The following is a 21,704-nucleotide window of genomic DNA, read 5'->3' on the forward strand; positions in this document are numbered from 1 at the left end:
TAAGGTGTATCCGAATCGGACGTGCTCGCCAAATCGACGACTCAGCCGACGATCAGTCGTAGATCGTCGCCTTAGTCGTCAGCTGTCGTCTCCGCGTCCTCACCCAGCACTTCCTCGCGGTGCTCGTCCAACAGCGGCGCGCGACCGCGGGGCTCGGGGTTCGTCTCGCTCATCTTGATCGGGTTGCCCGCGATCTCGACGTCCCTGTCGGCACCCGGCTGTTCGACCGGCACGAGCATGTCTCGAGCCGCGACGTGCGGATCGTCGAAGATTTCCTCGGTGGTCTGGACCGGGGCGGCGGGGACCCGTCCCTCGAGCGCGCCCACGAGTTCGTCGTTGGTCTGCTCGATGGCCCACGCGGCGAGTTCCTCGCGGAGGGCCTCGCGGTGCTCGAGTCGCTCGGGGGTCGTGGGGTACTCCTCGGCCAAGTCTTCCCGACCCATCACGTCACAGAGTTCGGCCCAGTGGTTGTTGTTGAACGCGGCGACGACGGCGTAGCCGTCGGCGGTTTCGAAGGCGTCGTAGGGGAACAGCGTCGGGTGGGAGTTGCCCCGGCGGGTGGGGGCCTCGCCGGTGTAGGACTGCTGGTAGATAGCGCGCTCGGTGAAGCTGAGCATCGAGTCGTACATCGCGGTGTCGACGTACTGGCCCTCGCCGGTCTGTTCGCGGTGGTTCACGGCGGCCAGAATCCCGATGCAGTTCAGCGTCGCGGTAAAGAGGTCACCGACCCCGGGGCCGGTTTTGGTCGGCGGGCCGTCGGGCTGGCCGGTGGTCTCCATGACGCCGCCCAGTGCCTGCGCGATGAGGTCGAAGGAGGGCTGACCCTGCCGCTCGGTTTCGCCCGTCCGCGGGTCGCCGAAGCCCCGGATCGAGGAGTAGATCAGATCCTCGTTGTACTCCGTCAGCGTCTCGTAGCCCAGCCCGTACTTCTCCATCGTGCCCGAGCGGTAGTTCTCGACGACGACGTCGGCCTCTTCGACGAGCGAGAGGAAGTCCTCGCGGTCCTCCTCGTCCCCGAAGTCTAGTTCGATGCTCTTCTTGCCGCGGTTAACGCTCTGGAAGTAGCCGCCGTAGGCTTCTTCCTCGGGGTCGTCGACGAACGGCGGGTTCGAGCGGATCATATCGCCGCCCGGCCGTTCGATCTTGACGACGTCCGCTCCGAGGTCCGCGAGCAACATCGTACAGTACGGCCCGGCCAGCACCTGGGTCAGATCCACGACGCGAAGGTTCGAGAGTGCACCCATATGTGTAGCCACCTTGCGAAACCAGTACCTAAACTTTACCATCGATCATGTAGTTGCCCTCGAGAACCACGTCGGGTGTGAACTATCGACATAGGGACGCTGTTAGGATCTTTAAGGAGTATTATCATGGAAGATCATTAGGTTTATACCCGAGTCCATCATGGTTCCGAACACGATGTCCCAAACGGTCGTCCTCGGCGTGATCGGCTCCGATGCCCACGTCGTTGGCATCACAATCTTAGAGCAAGCCTTCAGTGCAGCCGGCTTCGATGTCGTGAACCTCGGCGTTCAGACCTCCCAGGAGGATTTCGCCGAGGCTGCGGTAGCCCACGACGCACAGGCTGTACTGGTCTCGTCGCTCTACGGCCACGCCGAGCAGGACTGCCAGGGATTCCACGGCGTCCTCGAGGACGCGGGCGTCGACGCGGTCAGCTACATCGGCGGCAACCTCGCCGTCGGACAGGATGACTTCGAGCAGACCCGGAAGACGTTCCGGGAGCTCGGGTTCGACCGCGTCTTCGACTCCGAAACCGATCCCGAAGACGCGATTGCTGCGCTGCGCGAAGACCTCCAGATTACACCGACGGAGTCGGAACGCGCCACGATTAGTTCCTAGATGATACGAGACGAACGGATTCCGTCCGACGAGCTACGGCGTATCGACGAGGAGATTCGGTCGAACTGGCCGACGGGCGAAGCCGTCGACTTCGAGGAAGCCATCGAGTACCACGAGTCGCTGCCGGAACACAAGCGATTCGCCGATGTCCTCGAGTCGGCCGACAAACCCCTCCTCCAACCGCGGGCCGGCGTCCCCCGGCTCGACGACCAGATCGAACTGCTGCGATACCTCCATCAGGAGGGGCAGGCGGACCTCCTGCCGACGACCATCGACTCGTACACGCGCGACAACGAGTACGAGAAGGCCCAGCAGGGCCTGGACAAGGCCCTCGAGACGGGCGACGACACCCTCAACGGCTTCCCGGCGGTCAACCACGGCGTCGACGGCTGTCGCGAACTGATCGACGCGATCGACGCGCCGATCGAGGTGCGACACGGTACCCCGGACGCCCGACTGCTCGCGGCGATCACCTTCGCCGGCGGCTTCCAGAGCTTCGAGGGCGGCCCGATCTCCTACAACATCCCGTATACGAAACGCCACGGCTTAGAGGAGACCATCGAGAAGTGGCAGTTCGTCGACCGGCTGGCGGGGGCCTACACCGAACGCGGCGTGCGGATCAACCGCGAGCCGTTCGGTCCCCTGACCGGCACCTTGGTGCCGCCGTCGATCGCGATCGCGATCATGATCGTCGAGGGGCAACTCGCCGCCACGCAGGGCGTGCGCTCGATCACGCTCGGCTACGGGCAGGTCGGCAACGTCGTCCAAGACGTGGCCGCCCTGAACGCCCTGAAGAAACTCGGCAACGAGTACCTCCCCGACGAGGTCGTCGTCACGACCGTCTTCCACGAGTGGATGGGCGGCTTCCCGCCGGACGAGGCCCGCGCCAACGGTGTCATCAGCCTCGGCGGCATGACCGCCGCCATCGCACAGCCGGACAAGGTCATCACCAAGTCTCCACAGGAGTTCCAAGGGGTGCCGACCAAGGAGGCCAATTCGGCCGGCCTGCGCACCACGCGGCAGGTCATCGACATGGCGATCGAGCAGAAGATCGACATCGACGGCATCGAGGAGGAACAGGACCTCATCGAGCGCGAGACCCGGTGTCTGATGGACACCATCTTCGAGCACGGCGACGGCGACGTCGTCCAAGGGACGCTCAAGGCCTTCGACTCCGGCGCGCTCGACGTGCCGTTCGCACCCAGCGACAGCGCGGCGGGCGCTGTCCTGCCCGCGCGGGACGACGACGGTCGCGTCCGCATCTTCGAGTGGGCCGACCTCGAGATGGACGAGGACATCAAGGAGATTCACAAGGCCAGGCTCTCCCAGCGCGCCGACACGGAAGGTCGCGACCAGTCGTTCCGGATGGTCGCGGACGACGTCGACGCGATCAGCGACGGGAAACTCATCGGCCGACCACAGGGTGACGTCTGATATGGAAATCACAGGAATACACGCCACGCCCGGTTATTCCGGGTTCTTCTTCGACGACCAGCGCGCGATCAAGCAAGGTGCCGAACACGACGGCTTCACCTACGAGGGCGAGCCCGTCACCGACGGCTTCGACGAGATTCGCCAGGCCGGCGAGACGATCATCGTCGACATCGAACTCGCCGACGGCACCGTAGTGCGAGGCGACTGCGCCGCGGTCCAGTACTCCGGTGCCGGCGGGCGCGACCCGCTCTTTCAGGCCGAGGAATACGCCCCCGTCATCGAGGGCCCCGTCGCCGACGAACTCGAGGGTCGGGACGCCACGGAGTTCCTCGACAACGCCGAACTGCTCGAGGAGATGACCGTCGAGGGCGACCGACTGCACACGGCGATCCGGTACGGCGTCTCGCAGGCGCTGCTCGCCGCAGCGGCCGAGGCCGAGAACACGACCCGAACGGACGTGATGGCCGACGCACTCGGCACCGAGCCCGCGACGGAGCCGGTGCCGGTCTTCGGCCAGTCCGGTGACGATCGCTACAACAACACGGAGAAGATGTTCGTCAAGGGCGTGCCCGTCCTGCCCCACGCGCTCATCAACAGCGTCGAGAAGATCGGCGAGAACGGCGAGGTCCTGCTCGAGTACGTTGACTGGCTCGTCGAGCGCTCGCAGGAACTGGGGCCCGAGGGCTACGAGCCTCGCTTCCACATCGACGTCTACGGCATGATCGGCGAGATTTTCGGCGCGCCCTACGACCGCGAGGAGGTCGTCGACTACTTCGCCGACCTCGAAGAGGCCGCGGCCCCCTACCCGATCCAGATCGAGGGGCCGATGGACGTCGGCAACCGCGCGGATCAGATCGACGCGATGGTCGAACTCCGCGAGGGGCTGGCCGAGGCCGGCGTCGCCGTCGACATCGTGGCCGACGAGTGGTGCAACACCTTCGAGGACGTGCAGGCGTTCGTCGACGCCGAAGCGGCGGACCTCGTGCAGGTCAAGACGCCCGATCTCGGTGGTATCCACCGCAGCGGCCAGGCGGTCCGCTACTGCGAGGGGACCGAAACACGAGCGTACCTCGGCGGCACCTGCAACGAGACCGAAACCTCCGCGCGGGCCTGCGCCCACGTCGCGCTCGCGACCGACGCCGCGCAGGTGCTCGCAAAGCCCGGGATGGGCTTCGACGAGGGGTACATGATCGTCGAAAACGAGATGCGACGAACCATCGCCCGCCGCGAGCGGGAGCAGCAACAAGTCGACACTGACGAGGTGACCGCGGATGACTGAGTGGACCGATCCCGACACGTTCGCACAGGCGCTCGAGCGAGCCGAGACCAAGGAGAAGGGCAACTGCTTCGAGGACTTCGCGGAGGGCGACCTCGTCGAGCACGACCCCGGACTCTCCCTGACGGAGTGGGGCAACGAACAGTGGATGAGCCAGACGCTCAACCACGACCCCGCCTACTGGCGGAGCGACGCCGCGGCGGAACGCGGGTTCGAGGAACCGCCGATCCACCCGGACTACCTCACCGCCGCCACCCTCGGCATCACCGTCGAGGATCTGAGCGAGAAGGGGGGCTACTTCCTCGGGCGGACCGACGTGCGGTTCCCCGGGACGCCGATCTACGCCGGCACCGAACTCCACGTCGAGAGCGAGGTCGTCAACTGCGCGACCTCGAGTTCCCGACCCGAGTACGGCATCGTCTCGTGGCGGACCCGCGGCAAAGACGCCGAGACCGGCGACGTGCTCTGCTCCTACGAGCGCACGAACATGATTCCGCGCCGCGACCCCGTGGCGACCGACGGGAGCGGCGCGGCGGCCGCCGAGGGAGACGAAGACGAGCCCGAGCTCCCCGACGAGTTCATCGCGCCCGAGGGCGGCTACTACGAGGATTTCGTCGAGGCCCTCGAGCGAGCCGACGAGGAGAACACCGCCGTCGCCTACCGCCACGAGCGGGGTCGCACGCAGGACGACGTGACCGTCGCCTCGCTGCCGTTGGCGACGCTCAACACGGCCAAACAACACCACAACGTCGACGTGATGGCCGACTCGCCGTCGGGCGACATCGTCACCTACGGCGACGTGACCCGGTCGACCGCGCTGGGCCACGCCCGCTCGGACGAGGAGACCTGGCGCGAGGTCGGCTTCGACGACGAATCGTTCCACACGTTCGTGGCGGTGGGCGACACCGTCTACGCGTTCACCCGCGTGCTCGAGGTCGAGGACGACGCCGCGAGCGACGCGGCCGGCACCGTCCGGTTCCAGCACATCGCGTTCAACCAGGACGACGAACCCGTCTACTCGGGGACACGAACCGCAGAGATTCAGAAACGTTCTAAGTAACACGATCGAACGTTACAGACGACCGCACCCAATCGCGACTTCAGATTCAAATCCATGACAGACGACATTCGACTCTGCCGCACGTTCCAGACCGCACCGGCCGCCGTTCCGAAAGACGACTCGGCGAAGTACCTGTCCTCCGCGCTCGAGGCGGAGGGCTTCCAGGCCCCCGACTGGCTCGTCCCCGACATGGAAGACGGGACCGCACCGGACATGAAAGCCGAGGGCCTCGAGAACACGATCGAGAAGGTGCCCCAGTATGACTTCCCCGGCGAGATCTGGCCCCGCGTCGAGTGGAGCTACGAGGACGAGGAGTACCGCGAAAAAGGGCGCAATCAGATCGACCGCCTCGTCGGCGAACTCGGCGACGAGATCGACGGCGTCGTCGTCCCCAAGGTCGGCCGCCTGGAAGACGTGCAACGCGCCGCCGAAGTCGTTGCCGAAGCGGAAGCCGAACACGGCTACGACGACGGCTCGATCGGCCTCTCGGTCATCATCGAAACCGGTCGCGCCCGCTCGGACCTGCGGGAAATCTCGAAGTTCGGCGAGGACTCCCGACTCACCGCGCTCGTCTTCGGCCCCGTCGACTACGCCGCCGAACTCGGCGGCCGCGACCTCGGTGACGGCATGCCCCGCTGGGACGGCCTGCTCGAGGCCCTCTCGAACGAGGCCAGCGCCGGCGGCCTGCTCTCGATCGGCGGCCCCTTCGACGACCTGTTCAAGGAACGCGCCGGCCTGACCTACTACAACGCCGATGAGTACGCCGACCAAGTCGAACACGAAGCCCAACTCGGCCTCGACGGCTCGTGGTCGCTGTACCCCAAACAGACGGTCCAAGCCAACACCGTCCACATGCCCACGCCCGAGGAACTCGAGCGCGACGTGAGCAAAATCGAACGCTTCAACGAGGCCAAACGCGAGGGCACCGGTGCAGTCACGCTCGATGGCCAGATGGTCGACGAGGCGACGTTCAAGAACTTCAAGAACACCGTCGAACAGGTCCGCGCGATCGACGAGATGCGCCCGGGTCAGACTGAGGAGTACTACGACGCGGATCTGCTCGAGCGAGCACGTGACCTCGAGCTCTCGTACCGCTGAGCTATCGAGACGCGCTGTATCGGTGACTGATCGATCTCGTTTTCGTCGCCGGTAACTCGCTCTCAGACGCGAGCACCGTTTCTCCCGTTCTCCCTCGATAGAGACGAGTTTCCGTCTGTCGCGTTCTCCTCCGATAGTGGCGAGTTTGCGCCTCTTTCGTCGGAACTACGTTTCATCGATTTTGACAGGCAAAATACAATAATTTACTATGATCGTAAACATTAATAATAGGAGAGGGTTGGGTACGATTCACGAATGGCGTATATGCCGCTCCAAGCGGTAGAGTTCGCGCATAGTCCGTTAATTACGTTCGTCATCGGGCTGCTCGCAGTCATCGCGTTGCTCGTCTGGCTCGATCTCCCGGCGTTCATCGGATTGGTCATAGCTGCGTTCACCGTCGGTGTCGTCAACACGGTCTTCCTCGCCGACTTCGGCGCAGCCGACGCCGGATCTCGAGTCGCGGCCGCGTTCGGCGAGAACATGGCCGGGATCGGGATCCCGATCCTGATGGCCGCAGTCATCGGTAAATCGATGCTCGAGAGCGGGGCGGCCCAGCGGATCGTCCGGAGCTTTCAGAACCTCCTCGGCGAATCCAACTCGGACATCTCCCTGCTCGGGAGCAGTTCCTTCCTCGCCGTCCCCGTCTTCTTCGACAGCGTCTTCTACCTCATGGCCCCCCTCGCACGGTCGATGCGCGCCCGCGTGGGTCGGGACTACACCCTCTTCATCGTCGTCGTCGGGGCCGGCGCGGCGACCACGCACGTCTTCGTCCCCCCGACGCCGGGACCGCTCGCCGTCGCAGCCGAACTCGAGACGGATCTGGGCATGACGATCGCGATCGGCATCGTGACCGCGATCCCGGCGGCGATTCTCGCCGGCCTCGTCTACGGTCGGTGGATCAACGCCAGACTCGATATCCCGCTTCGGGACACGATGTCGACGACGACCGAGGAACTCGAAGACGTCGCCGACAAACCGACGAGTTCCCTCCCGGGCATGCTCGAGTCCGCGGCACCGATCGTTCTCGCCGTCGTCCTCATCGCGTCGCTGACTGTCGTCGACGCGTTCCAGGAAATCGTGCCCGCGCTCGCAGCGATCGAGCCGGTCGCTGCCTTCCTCGGCGACAAGAACGTCGCGCTCACGATCGCTGCCCTCGCCGCGGCGTACACCTTCATGCGGCACAACGACCTCTCCCACAGCGAGTGGACCGACGAACTCACGGAGGCGCTGAAAAGCGGCGGGAACATCGCGGCGATCACCGCCGCCGGTGGTGCCTTCGGTGCGCTCCTCGCCGCCTCCGGAATCGGTGACTACCTCGCGGGTGCGCTCCAGGGCGTCGGTATCGGCCTACTGGTCACCGCGTGGCTCATCGCCGCGATCGTCCGCATCGCACAGGGGTCGGCGACGGCCGCGATGCTTACCGCCGCCGGCATCATGGCCCCGCTGACCGGCCAGCTCGAGGTTCACGCGGCCTACCTCGTGATGGTGATCGGCGCGGGTGCCAACATCTTCTCGTGGTACAACGACTCCGGCTTCTGGCTGGTCAAGGAGATCGGCGGACTCACACAAGCCGAGACGCTCAAGACGTGGACCGTCCTGACGACGATTATCTCCGTCTCCGGGCTGCTCACGAGCCTGCTGCTCTCGACGCTCTTCCCGTTCGCTTGACATCCTCCCCGCGCTAAAGCACGAGGATTCCTCCGTTGGGGTTTCGGCTATGCCGATTCCACGGAGGCAACTTGCGGGTTTGTGCGCAATTCTTTGGGACTTTCGCGAGGGTGTGATTTCCCCGACCAGTTGTGGTCGTCCCACTCGAATCGCACGGGCCGTGCCATCGGCCTGATTTCACAATCGCTGTTTTCCCGAAGGAACGTCTCCGACGCCGTGAGGTCGGCGTGCCCCTCGAAACCACATGGACACGTCAGCGTCTCCCCGTGGCGAACTGTCTCCTCGTGGTCGCCACAGTCGGGGCACGTCTGACTCGTCCACGCTTCCGACTCGGCTTCGAGGGAGATACCGTACTCCTCACAGACACACGCGAGACGGTTGATGAACTTCTTGAACGCCCAGAAGTTGTGCGTCTTCTCGTTCATCCTGACCGACCAATGCGTTTCCAACACGTCGGTCAAGTCGCCCACGTATACTGTAGCCACGCCCTCGTCGTACAGCCGTTCAACGAGGTCGCGCACCAGCGCGTTCTGTGCGTGGTCACGCCGTTTCGTCCGCTGTCGATACAGCCGTCGAATTCGCTTGGAACTGTATCGTCCCTCTCGGAGTTTCGACTGTAGGCGGGCGATTTCGTCAGTCGTCTCGCGGAACCGTCCGAACAACTCCCGACCGTCGTAGAGGTACTGGTTCCCAGTAGTCGTGGAACACGCGACGAGATTGTTCGCGCCAACGTCGAGGGCGGCTTCTTCGGAAGCCAGTGGTGAATCCAGTCGAGAATCAGGGACGGTAACTGGTTGAAAAGCCCTGAACGTGTCGCTCACCTCGTCGTATTCGAGTTCCAGACGACCCTGTTCGCCGTCCCACTTCGGGTTGCCCCGGACTTCGAGGCGGAGTCGATCGTGGTAGCCGAGTCCGTATTCGTCTTTCAGTTCTTGCCCGACAGGAATCTCAAGACGTGACTGCTTGCTCCACTGAATCGTGTACTGGTTGTTTCGGATGTAGGTACGGAGTTCGCGTCCGTCCTCCTCGTTGCCCCAGTACGACGGTGGGTTGGCGTCCTCGTCTTTCTCCTTGAGGGCGAAGAACGATCGCCACGCTTCGCTGTTCTTGCGCGTGACCTGTTGGACGGTCGCGCTCCCGACAACACCGTTGTACTGTCCACGGTATTCGGACGTGTCCCACACGTTGCCGTCACCAAAGTAGTTCTGACGACGTTCGTAGGTCAGTTCGTTCCACAGAGAAGCAGAGGCGTCGAGTAGCCGTAGAAGGCACTCTTTGTCGTTCTCGGTCTGTGGAACCACTTCGAAGGTGTTGACACGCTTCATTCGTCATCACCTTCCTGTTCAGCGATGTAGCGTTCGACAGCACCCTTCAAGGCACTTCCTGCCGTACCGACGTAGTAGGAACGAGTCCACTTCACGCGGTCGTCATACCGTTGATTGTACTTCCGCGCCGAGATACCCTTGACCCAGTTGACGATAAGGGACGGAGCATTCTTCGGTGGACTCCCGATGAACAGGTGTACGTGGTCGGCCATGACCTCGGACTCGGCCAGTTCAAGGTCTTTGTCCTCACAGATTTCCGCGAAGATGGTTTCGAGACGTTCCTTCGTCTTCCCCGTCAGGTGCGAACGCCGATACTTCGGCACGAATACTATGTGGTAGTAGAGTTCGTATTTCGCGTGACGGGTACTCTTTACCATCTATTCATACTATCATAGTCAGACGGATTAAAGGTTGCGTTGGAACCCTGTCTATGCCATCGTCAGCGGTTGAATACTGTTAGTCGACTACATCCCCGTCCTCGAAAAGCGAAACTTTCCGGTTGCACCGAGAGGTTCGCTCTCGCCATGCCCCTGAAGGGAGAGGCTTTCGCCTCGGATTTCCACGGTAGACTTAAATAAATTTTGTATAAAATCACATAGTATAGATAAAGGAGATGTACTCAAGCTTATCGACAGATATTCCACTTGCTGTAGTCAAATCGCGCCAACAGTCAGTCCTTGGATAGTGTAGTTATTAGAAAAACGAACTATGAAAATCTATTATTCATAGAAGGTGCCATAGAATTGTGATGACTGACCATATTCAGATCATTGCTATCATAGTAGGTATAATTGGATCAGTTGCTGTCATAATCAATTCTAGATTGCTGGCGAAGAAGAGAGACGTCTACACTCCCGTATATAATAAAGTGAATGAAAATATAAAATCTATCAATTATGATCGAGATAGTGGTGAATTTGATAAAATTTGGGAGACATTTGACGGTCATATTAAGGACAAAATCAGAGAAGACGACCTTGAGGGTTGGCTTGTGAGGTTTGATGGAATGGTAGTAAATCTTAACACATTTTTATATAACTATAAGCTGAAATTAGAAGCTATGTCCGATTCCTCAGATCTCGTTATCAAGTCTGGCAACGAATATATGTTTGATATGGGGGGCGAACGGGGACAGGTCTTACTTGACGATTTCATAAACCAACATGGGTGTGAAATCGTAACGACATTAGACAAAGGTGATTTGTGGAAGAGGTTACGAAGAAATTCAGAAGAGGGTTATCACCATACTGAAATCAAAAATTGGGACCCTACTGGCAAACGGATTGATTTCTTATGGGAATGTAGGGAAGAAGTCTATAGAGATGACCCGAATTTCATAGGATCGGGTCGTGTTAACTTAAGCATGATTCCACCAGACGGCGTGGGCTTGAAGCCAGGTTTCTGCGGTGACTGGATCGACGTGACTGAAGCAGTTTGAAAACGATGAGGTTCGTCGTTGTACCTCTCTGAAGACACGTTCGACCTGGTTTCTATCGCCGTGTAATTGAACGCGGTAGCTGAGGCCTTCTCGGCGGAGTCCGCCAATCAGATCATCGGCGTCGTCGACGAGAAACAGGGCGTCTTCGACGTCGTGTTTCTCGGTTAGCTCGGTGAGAAACTCCCGTGCAATCGGGATCGTATANTCGGCGTCGTCGACGAGAAACAGGGCGTCTTCGACGTCGTGTTTCTCGGTTAGCTCGGTGAGAAACTCCCGTGCAATCGGGATCGTATACGTCGGAAACAGCCGTGAATGAAGGATCCTGTTCGTTTCCGGATCGACTGCGGCGTGCAGCCAGTACTGCTGGTCATTGATTCGGATCGCCTTCTGATCAACCGCGACGCGATCCGGGCTTGCGCCGTCCGCCGGCTGTAGATCGGCCTTCTGCACCCAATTGTGGACCGCTGTTCGACTCCGTTCGACACCCAANCCCTTTTCAATGATCTCGCGGGGTGTCCGCTCTCGCTCCACAAACCCCAAGTCGATCCATCCAGTAGAGACGGCGAGGCGGTCAGTTTTGGCCATAGGCATCCAGAACTTCGACCGCCTCATTCCTAACTTAACACGGCCGCGGCGACGACCCGCAGTTATAAATTACTGACTCGAGTCCGGTAGGATATGGAACGTGTTGCAATCATCGGTGCCTCGATGACCCAGTTCGGGCAACGCGAGGGGGAGTGGATTCAGAACCTCCTCGCGGAGGCCGGGATCGAGTGTCTCGAGGACGCGGGGGTCGCGGTCGACGATGTTGAGCACCTGTACGTGTCGAACATGGCGAGCGGCGAGTTCGAGGGGCAGACCGGCGTTCCGAACGCCCTGGCCCACGACCTCGACGCGATGCCGGCGTACACCCAGCGAGTCGACCAGACGAGTTCCAGCGGCGGTGCGGGTATCTACGCCGCGTGGCAGTCGGTCGCCAGCGGGGCCAGCGACATGACCCTGCTCGTCGGCGGCGAGAAGATGACCCACAAGACGACCGGGGAGGCCACCGACGTTATCGCGTCGCTGACCCACCCCGCGGAGTACAAACACGGCGTCACGCTGCCGTCCTTTGCGGGGCTGACGGCACGGCACTACTTGGAGCGCTTCGACGCGCCCCGGGAGAGCCTCGGCAAGGTCGCGGTCAAGAACCACGAGAACGGCGTCGACAACCCCCACGCCCAGTTCCAGAAGGAAGTCGACCTCGAGACGATCCTCGAGTCGCCGATCGTGGCCGATCCGCTGCGGCTGTACGACTTCTGTCCGATCACGGACGGCTCGGCGGCGCTCATGCTCTGTCCCGAGTCGGTGGCCGAGGAGTACGCCGACGAGTACGCCGTCATCTCTGGTATCGACGGGGCGACGGACACGCACGTCGTCCACGAGCGCGAGGACCCGACCGTGATGGGCGGCGTCGTCGAGAGCGGTCGCGGGGCCTACGAGATGAGCGACACCGAACCCGAGGACATCGACGTGGCCGAACTCCACGACATGTTCACCATCCTCGAGTTCCTGCAGATGGAGGGACTCGGCTTCGCCGAGCAGGGCGAGGCGTGGCAACTCGTCGAGGAGGGCTACACCGAGCGGGACGGCGAGTTACCGATCAACACGTCGGGCGGGCTCAAGTCGAAGGGCCATCCGCTCGGAGCCAGCGGCGTGGCACAGGGTGTCGAGATCTACGAACAGCTCGTCGGCGAGGCCGGTCCCCGACAGGTCGACGCGGACGTGGGGCTGTGCTGTAACGTCGGCGGCTTCGGCAACTGCGTGATTACGACGATCATGGAGGCGGCACAATGACGATGGAAGCGACCCGCTACGACGACGGATCGATCACCTACCCCGGCCACCCGCGCGGGCCCGGCGGCGCGGAGCCGGTCGAAACGATCGACCTCAGCGAGTACACTGCCGAGGTCGTCACGTGGACGACGAGCACCGCGACGCCCCCAGGTGTCCGTGAACCCAACCACCTCGCGATCGTCGAGTTCGACGTGGACGGCGAATCGGTCCGCGCGATCGGCCAGGCGACGACCGATGATCTCGAGACGGGCGACGAGGTCCGGCCCGTCCACGTCGACGAACTCCGCGAACCCGGCGCAGGAATCAGAGAGCCCGACAGTCAAGAGTGGGACGGCTACCGGTTCGAGCCGGTCTAACGGGAGAACACGCGATCACAGTTTCACACGGCTTCGGTTTCGCGTCGCCTCAGTTCGTCAGTTTTCGTCGTCACCAGCGTCGGACCCGGGAGCGCCGGCGTCGGTGTCGTCTGCAGCCGTCCCGTCGCCATCATCGTCCGAGCCTGCGTCATCGATCTCAGTCTCGCTCGAGTCGCTGTCGCCCTCGTCGGCGTACTGATCCCGCAGCGTCTCGAGTTCGGCGTCGACGTCGACGGCGGAGTCGCGACCGTCGTCAGCGTCGTCCGTTTCCGACCGGTCATCGGTCAGCGGCCCGTCGTCGATATCGATCGTGACCCCGCCTTCGGGGTCCGGTCGATCGGGTCCGGCGTCGCCCGGCTGTGACTCTCGATCGGCAGCGTCCCGGAGGCGGCCGTCCACGTCGTCGCGGAGGTCACGCGCCTCTTTGAGGAGGTCTCGAGCCGTTTCGTCGGCGGGTAACCCACCGTCGGACGCGGCGCGCTGGAGTTCCGCTAGCACGGTATCGAGTTGGGAGAGCGTCGTCCGCCGGAGTTCGCTCGCGCGCTCGCTCGTCGCCTCGACGGCCTCGCCGGTTCGCTCGCGCGCCTCGCGTTCGGTCCGGACGACGCGTAGACTCCGCTGGAACGCCTCGAGCGCGCGGACGCTCGTCTCGAGGGCGGTGAGTACGGCGGGCAGTGCTATCTCGTCGGTGAACCGCAGGAGTTCTCGCGGCGTCGGCGGGCGAAGCGGCGGCCGCCGTCGGCTGTGCGGTCCGTCGAGTTCCTCCCGGAGGTCGTCGATCGTTCGCGTCAGTTCGCGAACGGCGTCGAGGAGTTCGTCGTCGTGGTCGTCCATGCGCGTGCTACGACCGCCGGTGTCAAAAGTCGGACGATTGAACGGGTTTCCGAGCGGTACGATTCACCGTTCGCTCGGCCGTTTCCGACCGCAACTGCCACAATTTTTATGACAGACCCGCGTGATGGATAGGACGGAATGGAAGACGACGGTGGGGCAGTCGTGTCGGACCGTGCGACGTTCGCGCGGACCCTCGACGCGCTCAAACGGGAGGGGAGCAACGTTTTGCTCGTCGGTGCGGCGGCGGGGACACACGAGCGGGTCTGTCAACGGCTGCTCGGTGGGACGAACCGAGACACACGATATCGACTGTTCGTCACCACCGAAGGCGATCGCCTCGCCTGCGAGAACGCCGACAGCGACGCGGCCGAACGGATCCGCACGATCGACTCGAGGGCGGTGCTCGAGACCGAGACGGAATCGGCGACCGAGAGCGGGGTCTCGTCGCTCGGCGCGCTCGGAATCCAAATCCTCGAGACGATCAACGAATTCGACGAGGATGCCGACGGGCTCGAGCCGTCGGCGCTTCGCGTCTGCGTCGGTTCGCTCGTGCCGCTGCTACAGGAGTATGACGCCGAGACGGTGTTTCGCCTGCTGCACGTGCTGACGGCACGGGTCGATCGGTCCCGCGGGATGGGCCACTATCACGTGCCGCTCGCGCCGGACCACGACGCCGTCGCGCTCTTCGAACCGCTGTTCGACGCGGTCGTCACGGTGCGATCCCGAGGGGGAACCGACGAACAGCGATGGCACCTTCGAGAGACGAACACGACCACCGACTGGCTCGAGTTGTAGGGCGGCCCGGTCGCGGGTCGGCTTGTAGTAACATATCGGACAGATACTCGATCGTGTATATCGAGTCGGATCCGGGGACAGCGAGTAGATCGGCGCGTTCGTCGGTCTCCGGCCGGTCTCACTCCAGTGTTATCGGTGTTACGGCACAAGGTCTATATATCGAACGACCTATCGGTTCAAAGAGTAGCATACATGGTCGAAGCTAGTACTGAGCTTCTCGGTGGAACTGCCGTTACCGTTTTCCTCGCGCTCTTGTTCTTCGGCGTCGTCGTCCTCTGGGACGTGGCCCTCGCTCTGCGGAGCGTCGGCGACAAGATCGATAAACTCGAGGACAATATCGACGACGATCTGACGGATATCGCCCACAGCTTGGATGGCATGTCGAACGGACCCGGCGGTGGCAGCGGGACCCAACTCCATCTGAGCGGCGGGACGATCAGCTCCGGTCCGGGCGCGAACCAGCCCCAGCAGGCACAGCACGCCCAACAGGCGGGACAGCAACAGGCGGCGGGACCACAGCAGGCGGCTCCCGGTCGACAGGACGGGCCAAACGCCGGGCCACAGCCCGCGTCCCACCCCCAGTATCAACAGCAGTCGGAAGCGGCCCGGCGAGAGCCCGGAGCGGAGGCAGAGCCTGCCGCGGATGATCCGTCGGCTGATTCGGCAGCTGCTGACCCGACAGAAGCGGACGCAGACGGTGATGACCCCGTCGATGAGAGTCCGCAATCGGACGACGAGCCGGAGGGTGAGCAGCCGAACGAAGGGCCAGCAGCCGAGGAGTTCGATGCGCCAGAGGAGTCGGCCGAGCATCCACACGCCGAACGCAATCGCGGCCGGTTCATCACCTCGCCCGATCGAACGGCGTGGTACGCTACGCCGCTCGACCGCGAGGCGATCGATGCGGCCCGCCCGACGATCGCCGGCGCGCTCCCGGACGGTTCGGAGTCGGAATCCGACGACGCCGAAGTAATCGCTGCGGGTTCGGGCGACACGAACGAGGCGGCTGCGAGCGACGAGGACGACGCCGTGGCGACGCCGATGCCGGGCGCAGCGCCGCCAGCAGACGAGGGTGCCAGCGAGGACGAGGACACCGACGACGCCGACGATCCTCCCGCCGACTCGGTGGCCGACGACCAAGCGGGCGAGACGGAAGACGAGTCCGCAGCCGACCCCTTCGAAGAAGCCGACTCCGCGGACGACGAGGCTGACTCGCTCGAGGAGGCCGACCAAAGCGACGACGCAGACCCCGACGGAAGCGACGATGTAGACGCCGACGAAAACGAGGCTAAGACCGACGACGGGGACGAACCCGACGCCGGACTCGAGGCGGACGAGTCGGCGGAGGCGGCCACCGACGACATCCCGCAATCGCCCGAGGAGATCGATGTGCTGTCGTTCGACGACGGAGACGAAGGGGACGAGGCCGATAGCGAGGACGGAACCGGCGATGAGGATGGGGCCGCCGACGCGGATGCTCACGGCGATGTTCCCGATCTCGTCGACGACTCGAGCGAAACCGGGCTCGCGGCCGCCGAGTCCGACACCGACACCGGAGCCGATACGGGTGACGAGTCCGACTCCGAGACGACTGCGGACGAAATCGGACCTGATGCGGACGACGGCGAATCCGCGGCCGACGACGCGGACGAACCGCCTGCGGACGCGCTCTCCGGGTTCGAATTCGACGACGAGGAGTTCGAACCCGACGAGGAAGACGTGACCGTCGAGGAGGCCGTCGACACGATGAACGAGGACGCCCCGGCACCGGAGCTCTCGAGCCACCGATTCGACGTCACGGCCGAAGAGACCGACGACGGCAGCGCGGTGCTGACCTTCGAGTTCGACGCCGGGACCGTCGACATCACCGGGTCGACCGAACGGCTGCTCCAGTATCAGATGCGCAGCTTCGCGGATCAGGCGTCGACGCCGGACGGCGAGGTCACCATCGGTCGGGACCGGATCGTCATCGAGATTCCCGATTCGGACGGGGCCGCGATCCAGCAGTGGGGCGAAGCCGCCGTCAGCATCATCGATCGAACGCTATATCTCTCCGACAACAGCAACTGACGCCGCAGTCCGCCGACACCGGTTGCGATCCAAGCGTTTTTACCCGCTCCGTGCACCCGAACAGGTGTGCGAATCGAGAACAGTTTCATTCCCGTTCACGGGGTCGGAGAGGCCACCGAACGACGCCTGTGGGAGAACGGTATCACCCACTGGGACGAGTTCGACGGCAGCGTCGTCGGCGCGACGCTTTCCGACCGCATCGAGACGTTCATTGACGAGGGTCGGACCCACTTGGACCGCGGGGACGTGTCCGTCTTCGCGGAGGCGCTGCCGGCCGCGAGCCGCTGGCGCTGCTACGAGAACGTCCGCAACGAGACGTGTTTTCTGGACATCGAGACGACCGGGCTCGACGCCGCCTGTAACGACGTGACGACCGTGAGCCTCCACCGCGGCGGCGAGACGAAAACGTTCGTCAAGGGCCGCGATCTCACCAGCGACCGCCTCGAGCGAGAACTCGACGAGGCGGCGCTGCTGGCCACGTTCAACGGCCAGCGCTTCGACGTGCCCTTCCTCGAGACGTGTTTCGACATCGATGTCGACGTTCCCCACGTGGATCTCATGTATCCCTGCAAGAAACTCGGGCTCGACGGCGGGCTGAAGGCGATCGAACGTGACCTCGGCATCGACCGGGACATGCCGGACATCAGCGGTCGCGACGCCGTCCGCCTCTGGCACGAGTACGAAGCCGGCGACGAGAGTTCGCTCGAGACGCTGATCGAGTACAACCGCGCGGACACCCGCAACATGGAACCGCTGCTGGAGATCGTCACGGACCGACTCCACGAGAACGTATTCGAGGCGGCGGTGGCCGACGACTGAGTGGTTTTTCGTTCCGGTGACTACTGCTGGCGACTCCGTCATTGCTCACTGCTCCGGCTGAACTGTACACAGGCGACTCTCGCAGCGAGAACCCGACGGCTGTTTCTCCGCGATAGTGGATTTCGCTACTTCGTTACTGACGTGTTACTCGAGCGGAGAAACGTCGACGTCACCCTCGCTCGTGACGACGACGTGATAGCCACAGAAGGGGAATTCGACGCGGCCGGTCGGCCGGTCCCGTCCGTTTTCTCGGGCCGCAAAGAGCGCGTCGAGCGCTTCGGGATTGATGACATCGTAGAGAGCGTCGTACTCGGGTGGCTCGAGGTCTACGGGATCGACGCCCTCCTGTTCGGCGACGGCAGCGATAACGTCGAAACTGAGAGACTGCTCGGCTGTGGCTTCCGACCGATCGACTGAGAGTAGCATTGACCGGACTCTTTCTTCGATCCGATATAAATCCTCTGCCCCGACACCGAAGTCAGTTACCAACCCTGGTTAGAAGCATACATATCTGATCATCGTTGTATTTTTTCGGGATTAATTATACACTGTTTCTATGTCAGTCACGCTTTCTAAAACGGTTCAGGGAGCGATGGCTATCGCACAAGCACTGGTTGTAGCCGTTAGTACGACCGTTCACGGTGACTCGAGTCGGGTATCAAACCCCGTTACATGTTCGGGGAGAGCTACTGGGCAATCCGGGCCATACTCCGTGGTACGATGAATCCCTTCTCGAGCGGACGATCGGCGGACGCCGACGGCGATGGGAGCTTCGACGAACCGGGGGAATTCGTCCCGGATCACCTGCCGGACCCGGGGCCGTTCCTCGAGGGCCACGACGTGCTCGCGGGCGAGGCACACGTCGCCTTCCACGACATCACGCGGGACCTGTTCGAAGAGCGGGGCGTCTACGACGCGACGTTCGGCTACAATCTGGCGCGGCTTAACCTCGACCGGCGACACCCCGAGGCGGGCTACCGGTACGCGGTCGACACTGACGACCCGACCGTCCTCCGGGCGGAGTTCAGCCCCACGACGGAGTTCTGCCCGCAGGCGGACGCGCTCGTCAAGGGCTCATTCCGGGCGTGGAACGGGCTGAGCGACCGCCACGAGTACGACCTCGTCCGCGTTCGCGTCCGCCCGTCTCACCACCAGTCCGACTCGCTCAACGAGACCCTCGAGTCCCTCGAATCGCAGTACCGCGAGTCCGGCGAGGTCCCGTCGGAGCCGTCCCGGGACGCGCCGAGTACCGGAGCGGCTGACCGGGGCGGCGCGGACGACGATTCGACGGTCCAATCGCCGTTCTGACCGGCGATGGCGACGGGGTCTGCAAACGCGGCCGCGACGGTCACGCGCTGGTCGCGCGCGTTCGTCGCGGTCGGCATCGGCTTTTTCCTGGCGTGGCAGGTCGCCGTCGCCGCGGGCGCGTCGCGGGCGGCGACCGTTCCGCTCGGCGTGTTCGGCTTCGTCCTGCACGTCGTCTTCGGGAAGGCGTACGCGCTCGTTCCGTCGTACTTCGCGCGCGAATTGGCCGTTCCGCACGCGCCGGCAGTCCACCTGCCGCTCGCGCTGACCGGTGCGATCGCCGCGTTCGCGGCCGGCGTCGGCATCGGCCCCTCGGCAGTCGCGCTCGCCGGTGCGGGAAGCTGGTTCCTCGGCAGTCTCGTCTTCGTCGCGACGCTCTGCTGGACCGTCCGGACCAACCTCGCAGGGCGGGAAACCGGCACCGGAACGACCGACTCCCACCGCGAGCCCGTCGACCGCCTCGCGAACGCCGCCGTCCCCGTCGTCCTCGCGTTCCTGCTCGTCGCCTCGGCGCTCCCCGTGGCGAGGGAACTCGGCCTCGAGCCGCCGGTCCTCGCGGCGAGTGGACCTGCAGCGACCCACCTGCTCGCGGCCGGCACGGCGGCCCTGCTCGTGTTCGCGATCGGGTTCCGGTTGCTGCCGCGGCTACTGGTCGCGTCGGTGGAGCGGCCGCTGGTTGCTCTCGTCCTGCTTGCCGGCACTGCCGGCCCCGTACTGCTCGCGGCCGACTTCCGCGGCGGCTCGCTGTTTCGCGCCGGGGCTGTCCTCCAAGCGACCGCGCTCGTTGGGTTCGCCATCGCCGTGGCAGCGCTCGCCCGCCGGAGCGACCGCCACCGCGTCGGTGACCGGGCGATCATCGCCGCCGCCGGCTGCGGTGCGCTGGTCGCCGCGCTGGGGCTCGTCTTCGCGTTCGCGCCCGCCGCGAGCCCGGCGACCGCGTTCGACGCCCACTACCGACTCGCCGTCGGCGGGTTCCTCGGGCTGACCATCGTCGGCGTCACCTACCGCTTCTACCCGCCCGCCATTGCCGCTCTTCCGGGGATCGGCGATTGGACTGCGAGCGTATCGATCACGGCGTTGATCGCCGGACTGGGTCTCGAGGTCGCGGGCCTGCTCGCATCGGTGCCGTCGCTGGTCGCGCCCGGTCGCTGGCTGTCGGTCCTCGGCGCGGGCTGCTACGCCGCGGTCTGCTGGACGATCTTACTCGAGCGGGCGGGCTAGGGCGAGGACGGGCGGTCTTATTCTACCCGCGCCTCGAGCCAGCGGACCGCGGGCGTCGCGGTGATGCCGTGGATGATGATCGAGATGAGGACGACGGCTCCGACGGTGGCCCACAGGAGACCCGCATCGGGGAACGCCCCCTCGTTTAACCCGTGTGCGAGGTAGTAGAACGAGCCGATCCCGCGCACGCCGAAGAAGGCGATCGTCGCCCGTTCGGCGGGGTCGCGGTCGAAGCCGAGAAACCCGATCAGTCCGGCGAGCGGCCGGACGAGGAACACGATCGCGACCGCCGCCGCGATCGCCTCGAGCGTGAGCGGTTCGAGGAGGCCGCCGACGATCGCGCCGCCGAAAAAGAGCATGATCAGCGCCATCATCACCTGCTCGGCGAACTCGCTGACCTCGTGGAGCGATCGGTTGTAGTCGTGTGAGCGCTCGTAGTGGCGGACCATCAGCGCGGCGACGAAGACCGCGATGAAGCCGTAGCCGCCGACGAGTTCGGTCGCCCCGTAGACGAGCAGGGTGCCGGCGATCGCCTCGAGTCCGCGGACCGACTCCGCGACGGGGGTGTCCGGTTCCGTCGCGAAGACGGCGCGAGCGGTCAGATAGCCGAGGACGACGCCGGCGATCACGCCGACGACGATCCGGTAGCCGACGTCGACGAGGAGCCACTCGCCGAGCCAGTTGCCCGGCGCGAGTCCGACGAGGGCGATCGCGATCGCCAGGTTGGTAAACGGGAACGCGAGCCCGTCGTTCAGTCCCGCCTCCGAGGTGAGCGCGAACCGGACCTCGTCTTCCATCCCCGCCTTCTCGTCGGCCGACTCCGCCTCGGTCCCCATTCCCGGCCCGCGGACCTGAACCTCCGAGGCCAACACCGGGTCCGTCGGGGCGATACAGGCACCGAGCAGGACCGCGGTCGGAATCACGAGCCCGGTCCACCACCCGAGCAGCGCCGCGCCGGCGATCGACAGCGGCATCGTGATCGCGAGCAGCCGCCACGTCGACGCCCACGCGCGCAGGCCCGGCACACGGTCGATCTTCAGCCCGACGCCCATCAGGGCGATGATGACCCCCAGTTCCGCGAGGTGTTCCGTCGTCGTCCCCTGCTCGAGCGGGTCGGGGGCGGGGAGGCCGATCGGCAGTCCGAAGACGAGCATCCCGAAGGCGACGAAGAAGATCGGCAGCGAGATCGCTCGATCGGAGACGAAGCGGGGGAGCACGGCGACGCCGAACAGTCCGACACCGATCACGACCAACCCGACGTTGTACAGCTCGAGGGCCATCTGGGGCGGGGAGTCCTACGACGAATCGGCCC

Annotated in this window: 21 protein-coding genes; 14 read left to right on the forward strand and 7 right to left on the reverse strand. The window is 64.0% G+C overall.

Translation table 11 applies throughout. From position 1 onward, the window contains the following. Positions 1-71: 71 nt before the first annotated feature. Complete coding sequence (mct, locus tag C489_RS03945) at positions 72-1,244, reverse strand: succinyl-CoA:mesaconate CoA-transferase (protein WP_006429848.1); 1,173 nt, start codon at positions 1,242-1,244, stop codon at positions 72-74. Positions 1,245-1,404: 160 nt separating this feature from the next. Here mct and glmS point away from each other — a divergent pair, with 160 nt between their 5' ends. The 6 genes from glmS (at position 1,405) to C489_RS03975 (ending at position 8,396) form a co-directional block, all read left to right on the forward strand. Then, positions 1,405-1,860, forward strand: coding sequence for a methylaspartate mutase subunit S (gene glmS, locus C489_RS03950; protein ID WP_006429849.1), 456 nt, complete (start codon positions 1,405-1,407; stop codon positions 1,858-1,860). Further along, positions 1,861-3,294: a methylaspartate mutase subunit E gene (locus tag C489_RS03955; RefSeq protein ID WP_006429850.1), complete on the forward strand. Its 1,434-nt coding sequence runs from the start codon at positions 1,861-1,863 to the stop codon at positions 3,292-3,294. A 1-nt stretch (position 3,295) separates the two neighbouring features. Further along, the gene (locus tag C489_RS03960) at positions 3,296-4,573 is read left to right on the forward strand and encodes a methylaspartate ammonia-lyase (RefSeq protein ID WP_006429851.1); all 1,278 of its coding nucleotides are present in this window, start codon (positions 3,296-3,298) and stop codon (positions 4,571-4,573) included. After that, positions 4,566-5,630, forward strand: coding sequence for a 2-methylfumaryl-CoA hydratase (gene mch / locus C489_RS03965; protein ID WP_006429852.1), 1,065 nt, complete (start codon positions 4,566-4,568; stop codon positions 5,628-5,630). Before C489_RS03960 ends, mch begins: the two co-directional genes overlap by 8 nt. Before the next feature lie 54 nt (positions 5,631-5,684). After that, positions 5,685-6,728 carry an L-malyl-CoA/beta-methylmalyl-CoA lyase gene (gene citE / locus C489_RS03970; RefSeq protein WP_006429853.1) on the forward strand — a complete coding sequence of 348 codons (1,044 nt, stop codon included), beginning with the start codon at positions 5,685-5,687 and terminating at the stop codon, positions 6,726-6,728. 255 nt (positions 6,729-6,983) lie between these two features. Next, positions 6,984-8,396, forward strand: a complete 1,413-nt coding sequence (locus C489_RS03975) for a GntP family permease (protein ID WP_006429854.1) — start codon at positions 6,984-6,986, stop codon at positions 8,394-8,396. Positions 8,397-8,443: 47 nt separating this feature from the next. On the opposite strand, the gene C489_RS03980 is transcribed toward C489_RS03975, so the two are convergent. Continuing rightward, positions 8,444-9,721, reverse strand: a complete 1,278-nt coding sequence (locus tag C489_RS03980; protein ID WP_006429855.1) for an RNA-guided endonuclease InsQ/TnpB family protein — start codon at positions 9,719-9,721, stop codon at positions 8,444-8,446. Next, the gene (gene tnpA, locus C489_RS03985) at positions 9,718-10,098 is read right to left on the reverse strand and encodes an IS200/IS605 family transposase (protein WP_006429856.1); all 381 of its coding nucleotides are present in this window, start codon (positions 10,096-10,098) and stop codon (positions 9,718-9,720) included. The genes C489_RS03980 and tnpA overlap by 4 nt, the downstream gene beginning before the upstream one ends. Before the next feature lie 371 nt (positions 10,099-10,469). Between tnpA and C489_RS21465 the strand changes: the two genes are divergently transcribed. Beyond that, on the forward strand, positions 10,470-11,159 hold the full coding sequence (locus C489_RS21465) for a hypothetical protein (RefSeq protein ID WP_152423095.1): 690 nt from the start codon (positions 10,470-10,472) through the stop codon (positions 11,157-11,159). Here the strand turns inward: C489_RS21465 and C489_RS03990 are convergent. Next, on the reverse strand, positions 11,079-11,744 hold the full coding sequence (locus tag C489_RS03990) for a DDE-type integrase/transposase/recombinase (RefSeq protein WP_049890582.1): 666 nt from the start codon (positions 11,742-11,744) through the stop codon (positions 11,079-11,081). The genes C489_RS21465 and C489_RS03990 overlap by 81 nt on opposite strands. Positions 11,745-11,837: 93 nt before the next feature. On the opposite strand from C489_RS03990, the gene C489_RS03995 reads away from it, so the two are divergent. Then, on the forward strand, positions 11,838-12,995 hold the full coding sequence (locus C489_RS03995) for a thiolase family protein (protein WP_006429858.1): 1,158 nt from the start codon (positions 11,838-11,840) through the stop codon (positions 12,993-12,995). Continuing rightward, on the forward strand, positions 12,992-13,351 hold the full coding sequence (locus C489_RS04000) for a hypothetical protein (protein ID WP_006429859.1): 360 nt from the start codon (positions 12,992-12,994) through the stop codon (positions 13,349-13,351). Before C489_RS03995 ends, C489_RS04000 begins: the two co-directional genes overlap by 4 nt. A 57-nt stretch (positions 13,352-13,408) precedes the next feature. Here C489_RS04000 and C489_RS04005 read toward each other — a convergent pair whose 3' ends face one another. Beyond that, a complete protein-coding gene (locus tag C489_RS04005) occupies positions 13,409-14,185 on the reverse strand; it encodes a DUF7547 family protein (protein ID WP_006429860.1) in 777 nt (258 codons plus the stop codon). Between the two features lie 138 nt (positions 14,186-14,323). On the opposite strand from C489_RS04005, the gene C489_RS04010 reads away from it, so the two are divergent. From C489_RS04010 to C489_RS04020, 3 genes are all read left to right on the forward strand, one after another. After that, entirely contained in the window at positions 14,324-14,980 is a 657-nt protein-coding gene (locus C489_RS04010; RefSeq protein WP_006429861.1) for a DUF7504 family protein, read from the forward strand. Between the two features lie 192 nt (positions 14,981-15,172). Next, positions 15,173-17,047, forward strand: coding sequence for a midas domain-containing protein (locus C489_RS04015; RefSeq protein ID WP_006429862.1), 1,875 nt, complete (start codon positions 15,173-15,175; stop codon positions 17,045-17,047). 66 nt (positions 17,048-17,113) lie between these two features. After that, positions 17,114-17,866, forward strand: coding sequence for a ribonuclease H-like domain-containing protein (locus C489_RS04020; protein ID WP_006429863.1), 753 nt, complete (start codon positions 17,114-17,116; stop codon positions 17,864-17,866). Positions 17,867-18,010: 144 nt separating this feature from the next. On the opposite strand, the gene C489_RS04025 is transcribed toward C489_RS04020, so the two are convergent. After that, entirely contained in the window at positions 18,011-18,292 is a 282-nt protein-coding gene (locus tag C489_RS04025) for a HalOD1 output domain-containing protein (protein ID WP_006429864.1), read from the reverse strand. A 246-nt stretch (positions 18,293-18,538) separates the two neighbouring features. Here C489_RS04025 and C489_RS04030 point away from each other — a divergent pair, with 246 nt between their 5' ends. Together C489_RS04030 and C489_RS04035 are read left to right on the forward strand one after the other, a co-directional pair. Next, entirely contained in the window at positions 18,539-19,174 is a 636-nt protein-coding gene (locus C489_RS04030; RefSeq protein ID WP_006429865.1) for a hypothetical protein, read from the forward strand. A gap of 6 nt (positions 19,175-19,180) precedes the next feature. After that, complete coding sequence (locus C489_RS04035) at positions 19,181-20,392, forward strand: hypothetical protein (RefSeq protein WP_006429866.1); 1,212 nt, start codon at positions 19,181-19,183, stop codon at positions 20,390-20,392. A 17-nt stretch (positions 20,393-20,409) separates the two neighbouring features. Here the strand turns inward: C489_RS04035 and C489_RS04040 are convergent, their stop codons facing one another. Further along, entirely contained in the window at positions 20,410-21,672 is a 1,263-nt protein-coding gene (locus tag C489_RS04040; protein ID WP_006429867.1) for a cation:proton antiporter, read from the reverse strand. Positions 21,673-21,704 lie beyond the last annotated feature (32 nt).

The sequence above is a fragment of the Natrinema versiforme JCM 10478 genome, from assembly GCF_000337195.1.
GTDB classification, from domain to species: domain Archaea; phylum Halobacteriota; class Halobacteria; order Halobacteriales; family Natrialbaceae; genus Natrinema; species Natrinema versiforme.

Bases quoted from the DNA above. Each gene is read 5' to 3' on its own strand.
- mct (WP_006429848.1), bottom strand. From the start codon at position 1,244: ATGGGTGCACTCTCGAACCTTCGCGTCGTGGATCTGACCCAGGTGCTG.
- glmS (WP_006429849.1), top strand. From the start codon at position 1,405: ATGGTTCCGAACACGATGTCCCAAACGGTCGTCCTCGGCGTGATCGGC.
- C489_RS03955 (WP_006429850.1), top strand. From the start codon at position 1,861: ATGATACGAGACGAACGGATTCCGTCCGACGAGCTACGGCGTATCGAC.
- C489_RS03960 (WP_006429851.1), top strand. From the start codon at position 3,296: ATGGAAATCACAGGAATACACGCCACGCCCGGTTATTCCGGGTTCTTC.
- mch (WP_006429852.1), top strand. From the start codon at position 4,566: ATGACTGAGTGGACCGATCCCGACACGTTCGCACAGGCGCTCGAGCGA.
- citE (WP_006429853.1), top strand. From the start codon at position 5,685: ATGACAGACGACATTCGACTCTGCCGCACGTTCCAGACCGCACCGGCC.
- C489_RS03975 (WP_006429854.1), top strand. From the start codon at position 6,984: ATGGCGTATATGCCGCTCCAAGCGGTAGAGTTCGCGCATAGTCCGTTA.
- C489_RS03980 (WP_006429855.1), bottom strand. From the start codon at position 9,721: ATGAAGCGTGTCAACACCTTCGAAGTGGTTCCACAGACCGAGAACGAC.
- tnpA (WP_006429856.1), bottom strand. From the start codon at position 10,098: ATGGTAAAGAGTACCCGTCACGCGAAATACGAACTCTACTACCACATA.
- C489_RS21465 (WP_152423095.1), top strand. From the start codon at position 10,470: ATGACTGACCATATTCAGATCATTGCTATCATAGTAGGTATAATTGGA.
- C489_RS03995 (WP_006429858.1), top strand. From the start codon at position 11,838: ATGGAACGTGTTGCAATCATCGGTGCCTCGATGACCCAGTTCGGGCAA.
- C489_RS04000 (WP_006429859.1), top strand. From the start codon at position 12,992: ATGACGATGGAAGCGACCCGCTACGACGACGGATCGATCACCTACCCC.
- C489_RS04005 (WP_006429860.1), bottom strand. From the start codon at position 14,185: ATGGACGACCACGACGACGAACTCCTCGACGCCGTTCGCGAACTGACG.
- C489_RS04010 (WP_006429861.1), top strand. From the start codon at position 14,324: ATGGAAGACGACGGTGGGGCAGTCGTGTCGGACCGTGCGACGTTCGCG.
- C489_RS04015 (WP_006429862.1), top strand. From the start codon at position 15,173: ATGGTCGAAGCTAGTACTGAGCTTCTCGGTGGAACTGCCGTTACCGTT.
- C489_RS04025 (WP_006429864.1), bottom strand. From the start codon at position 18,292: ATGCTACTCTCAGTCGATCGGTCGGAAGCCACAGCCGAGCAGTCTCTC.
- C489_RS04030 (WP_006429865.1), top strand. From the start codon at position 18,539: ATGTTCGGGGAGAGCTACTGGGCAATCCGGGCCATACTCCGTGGTACG.
- C489_RS04035 (WP_006429866.1), top strand. From the start codon at position 19,181: ATGGCGACGGGGTCTGCAAACGCGGCCGCGACGGTCACGCGCTGGTCG.
- C489_RS04040 (WP_006429867.1), bottom strand. From the start codon at position 21,672: ATGGCCCTCGAGCTGTACAACGTCGGGTTGGTCGTGATCGGTGTCGGA.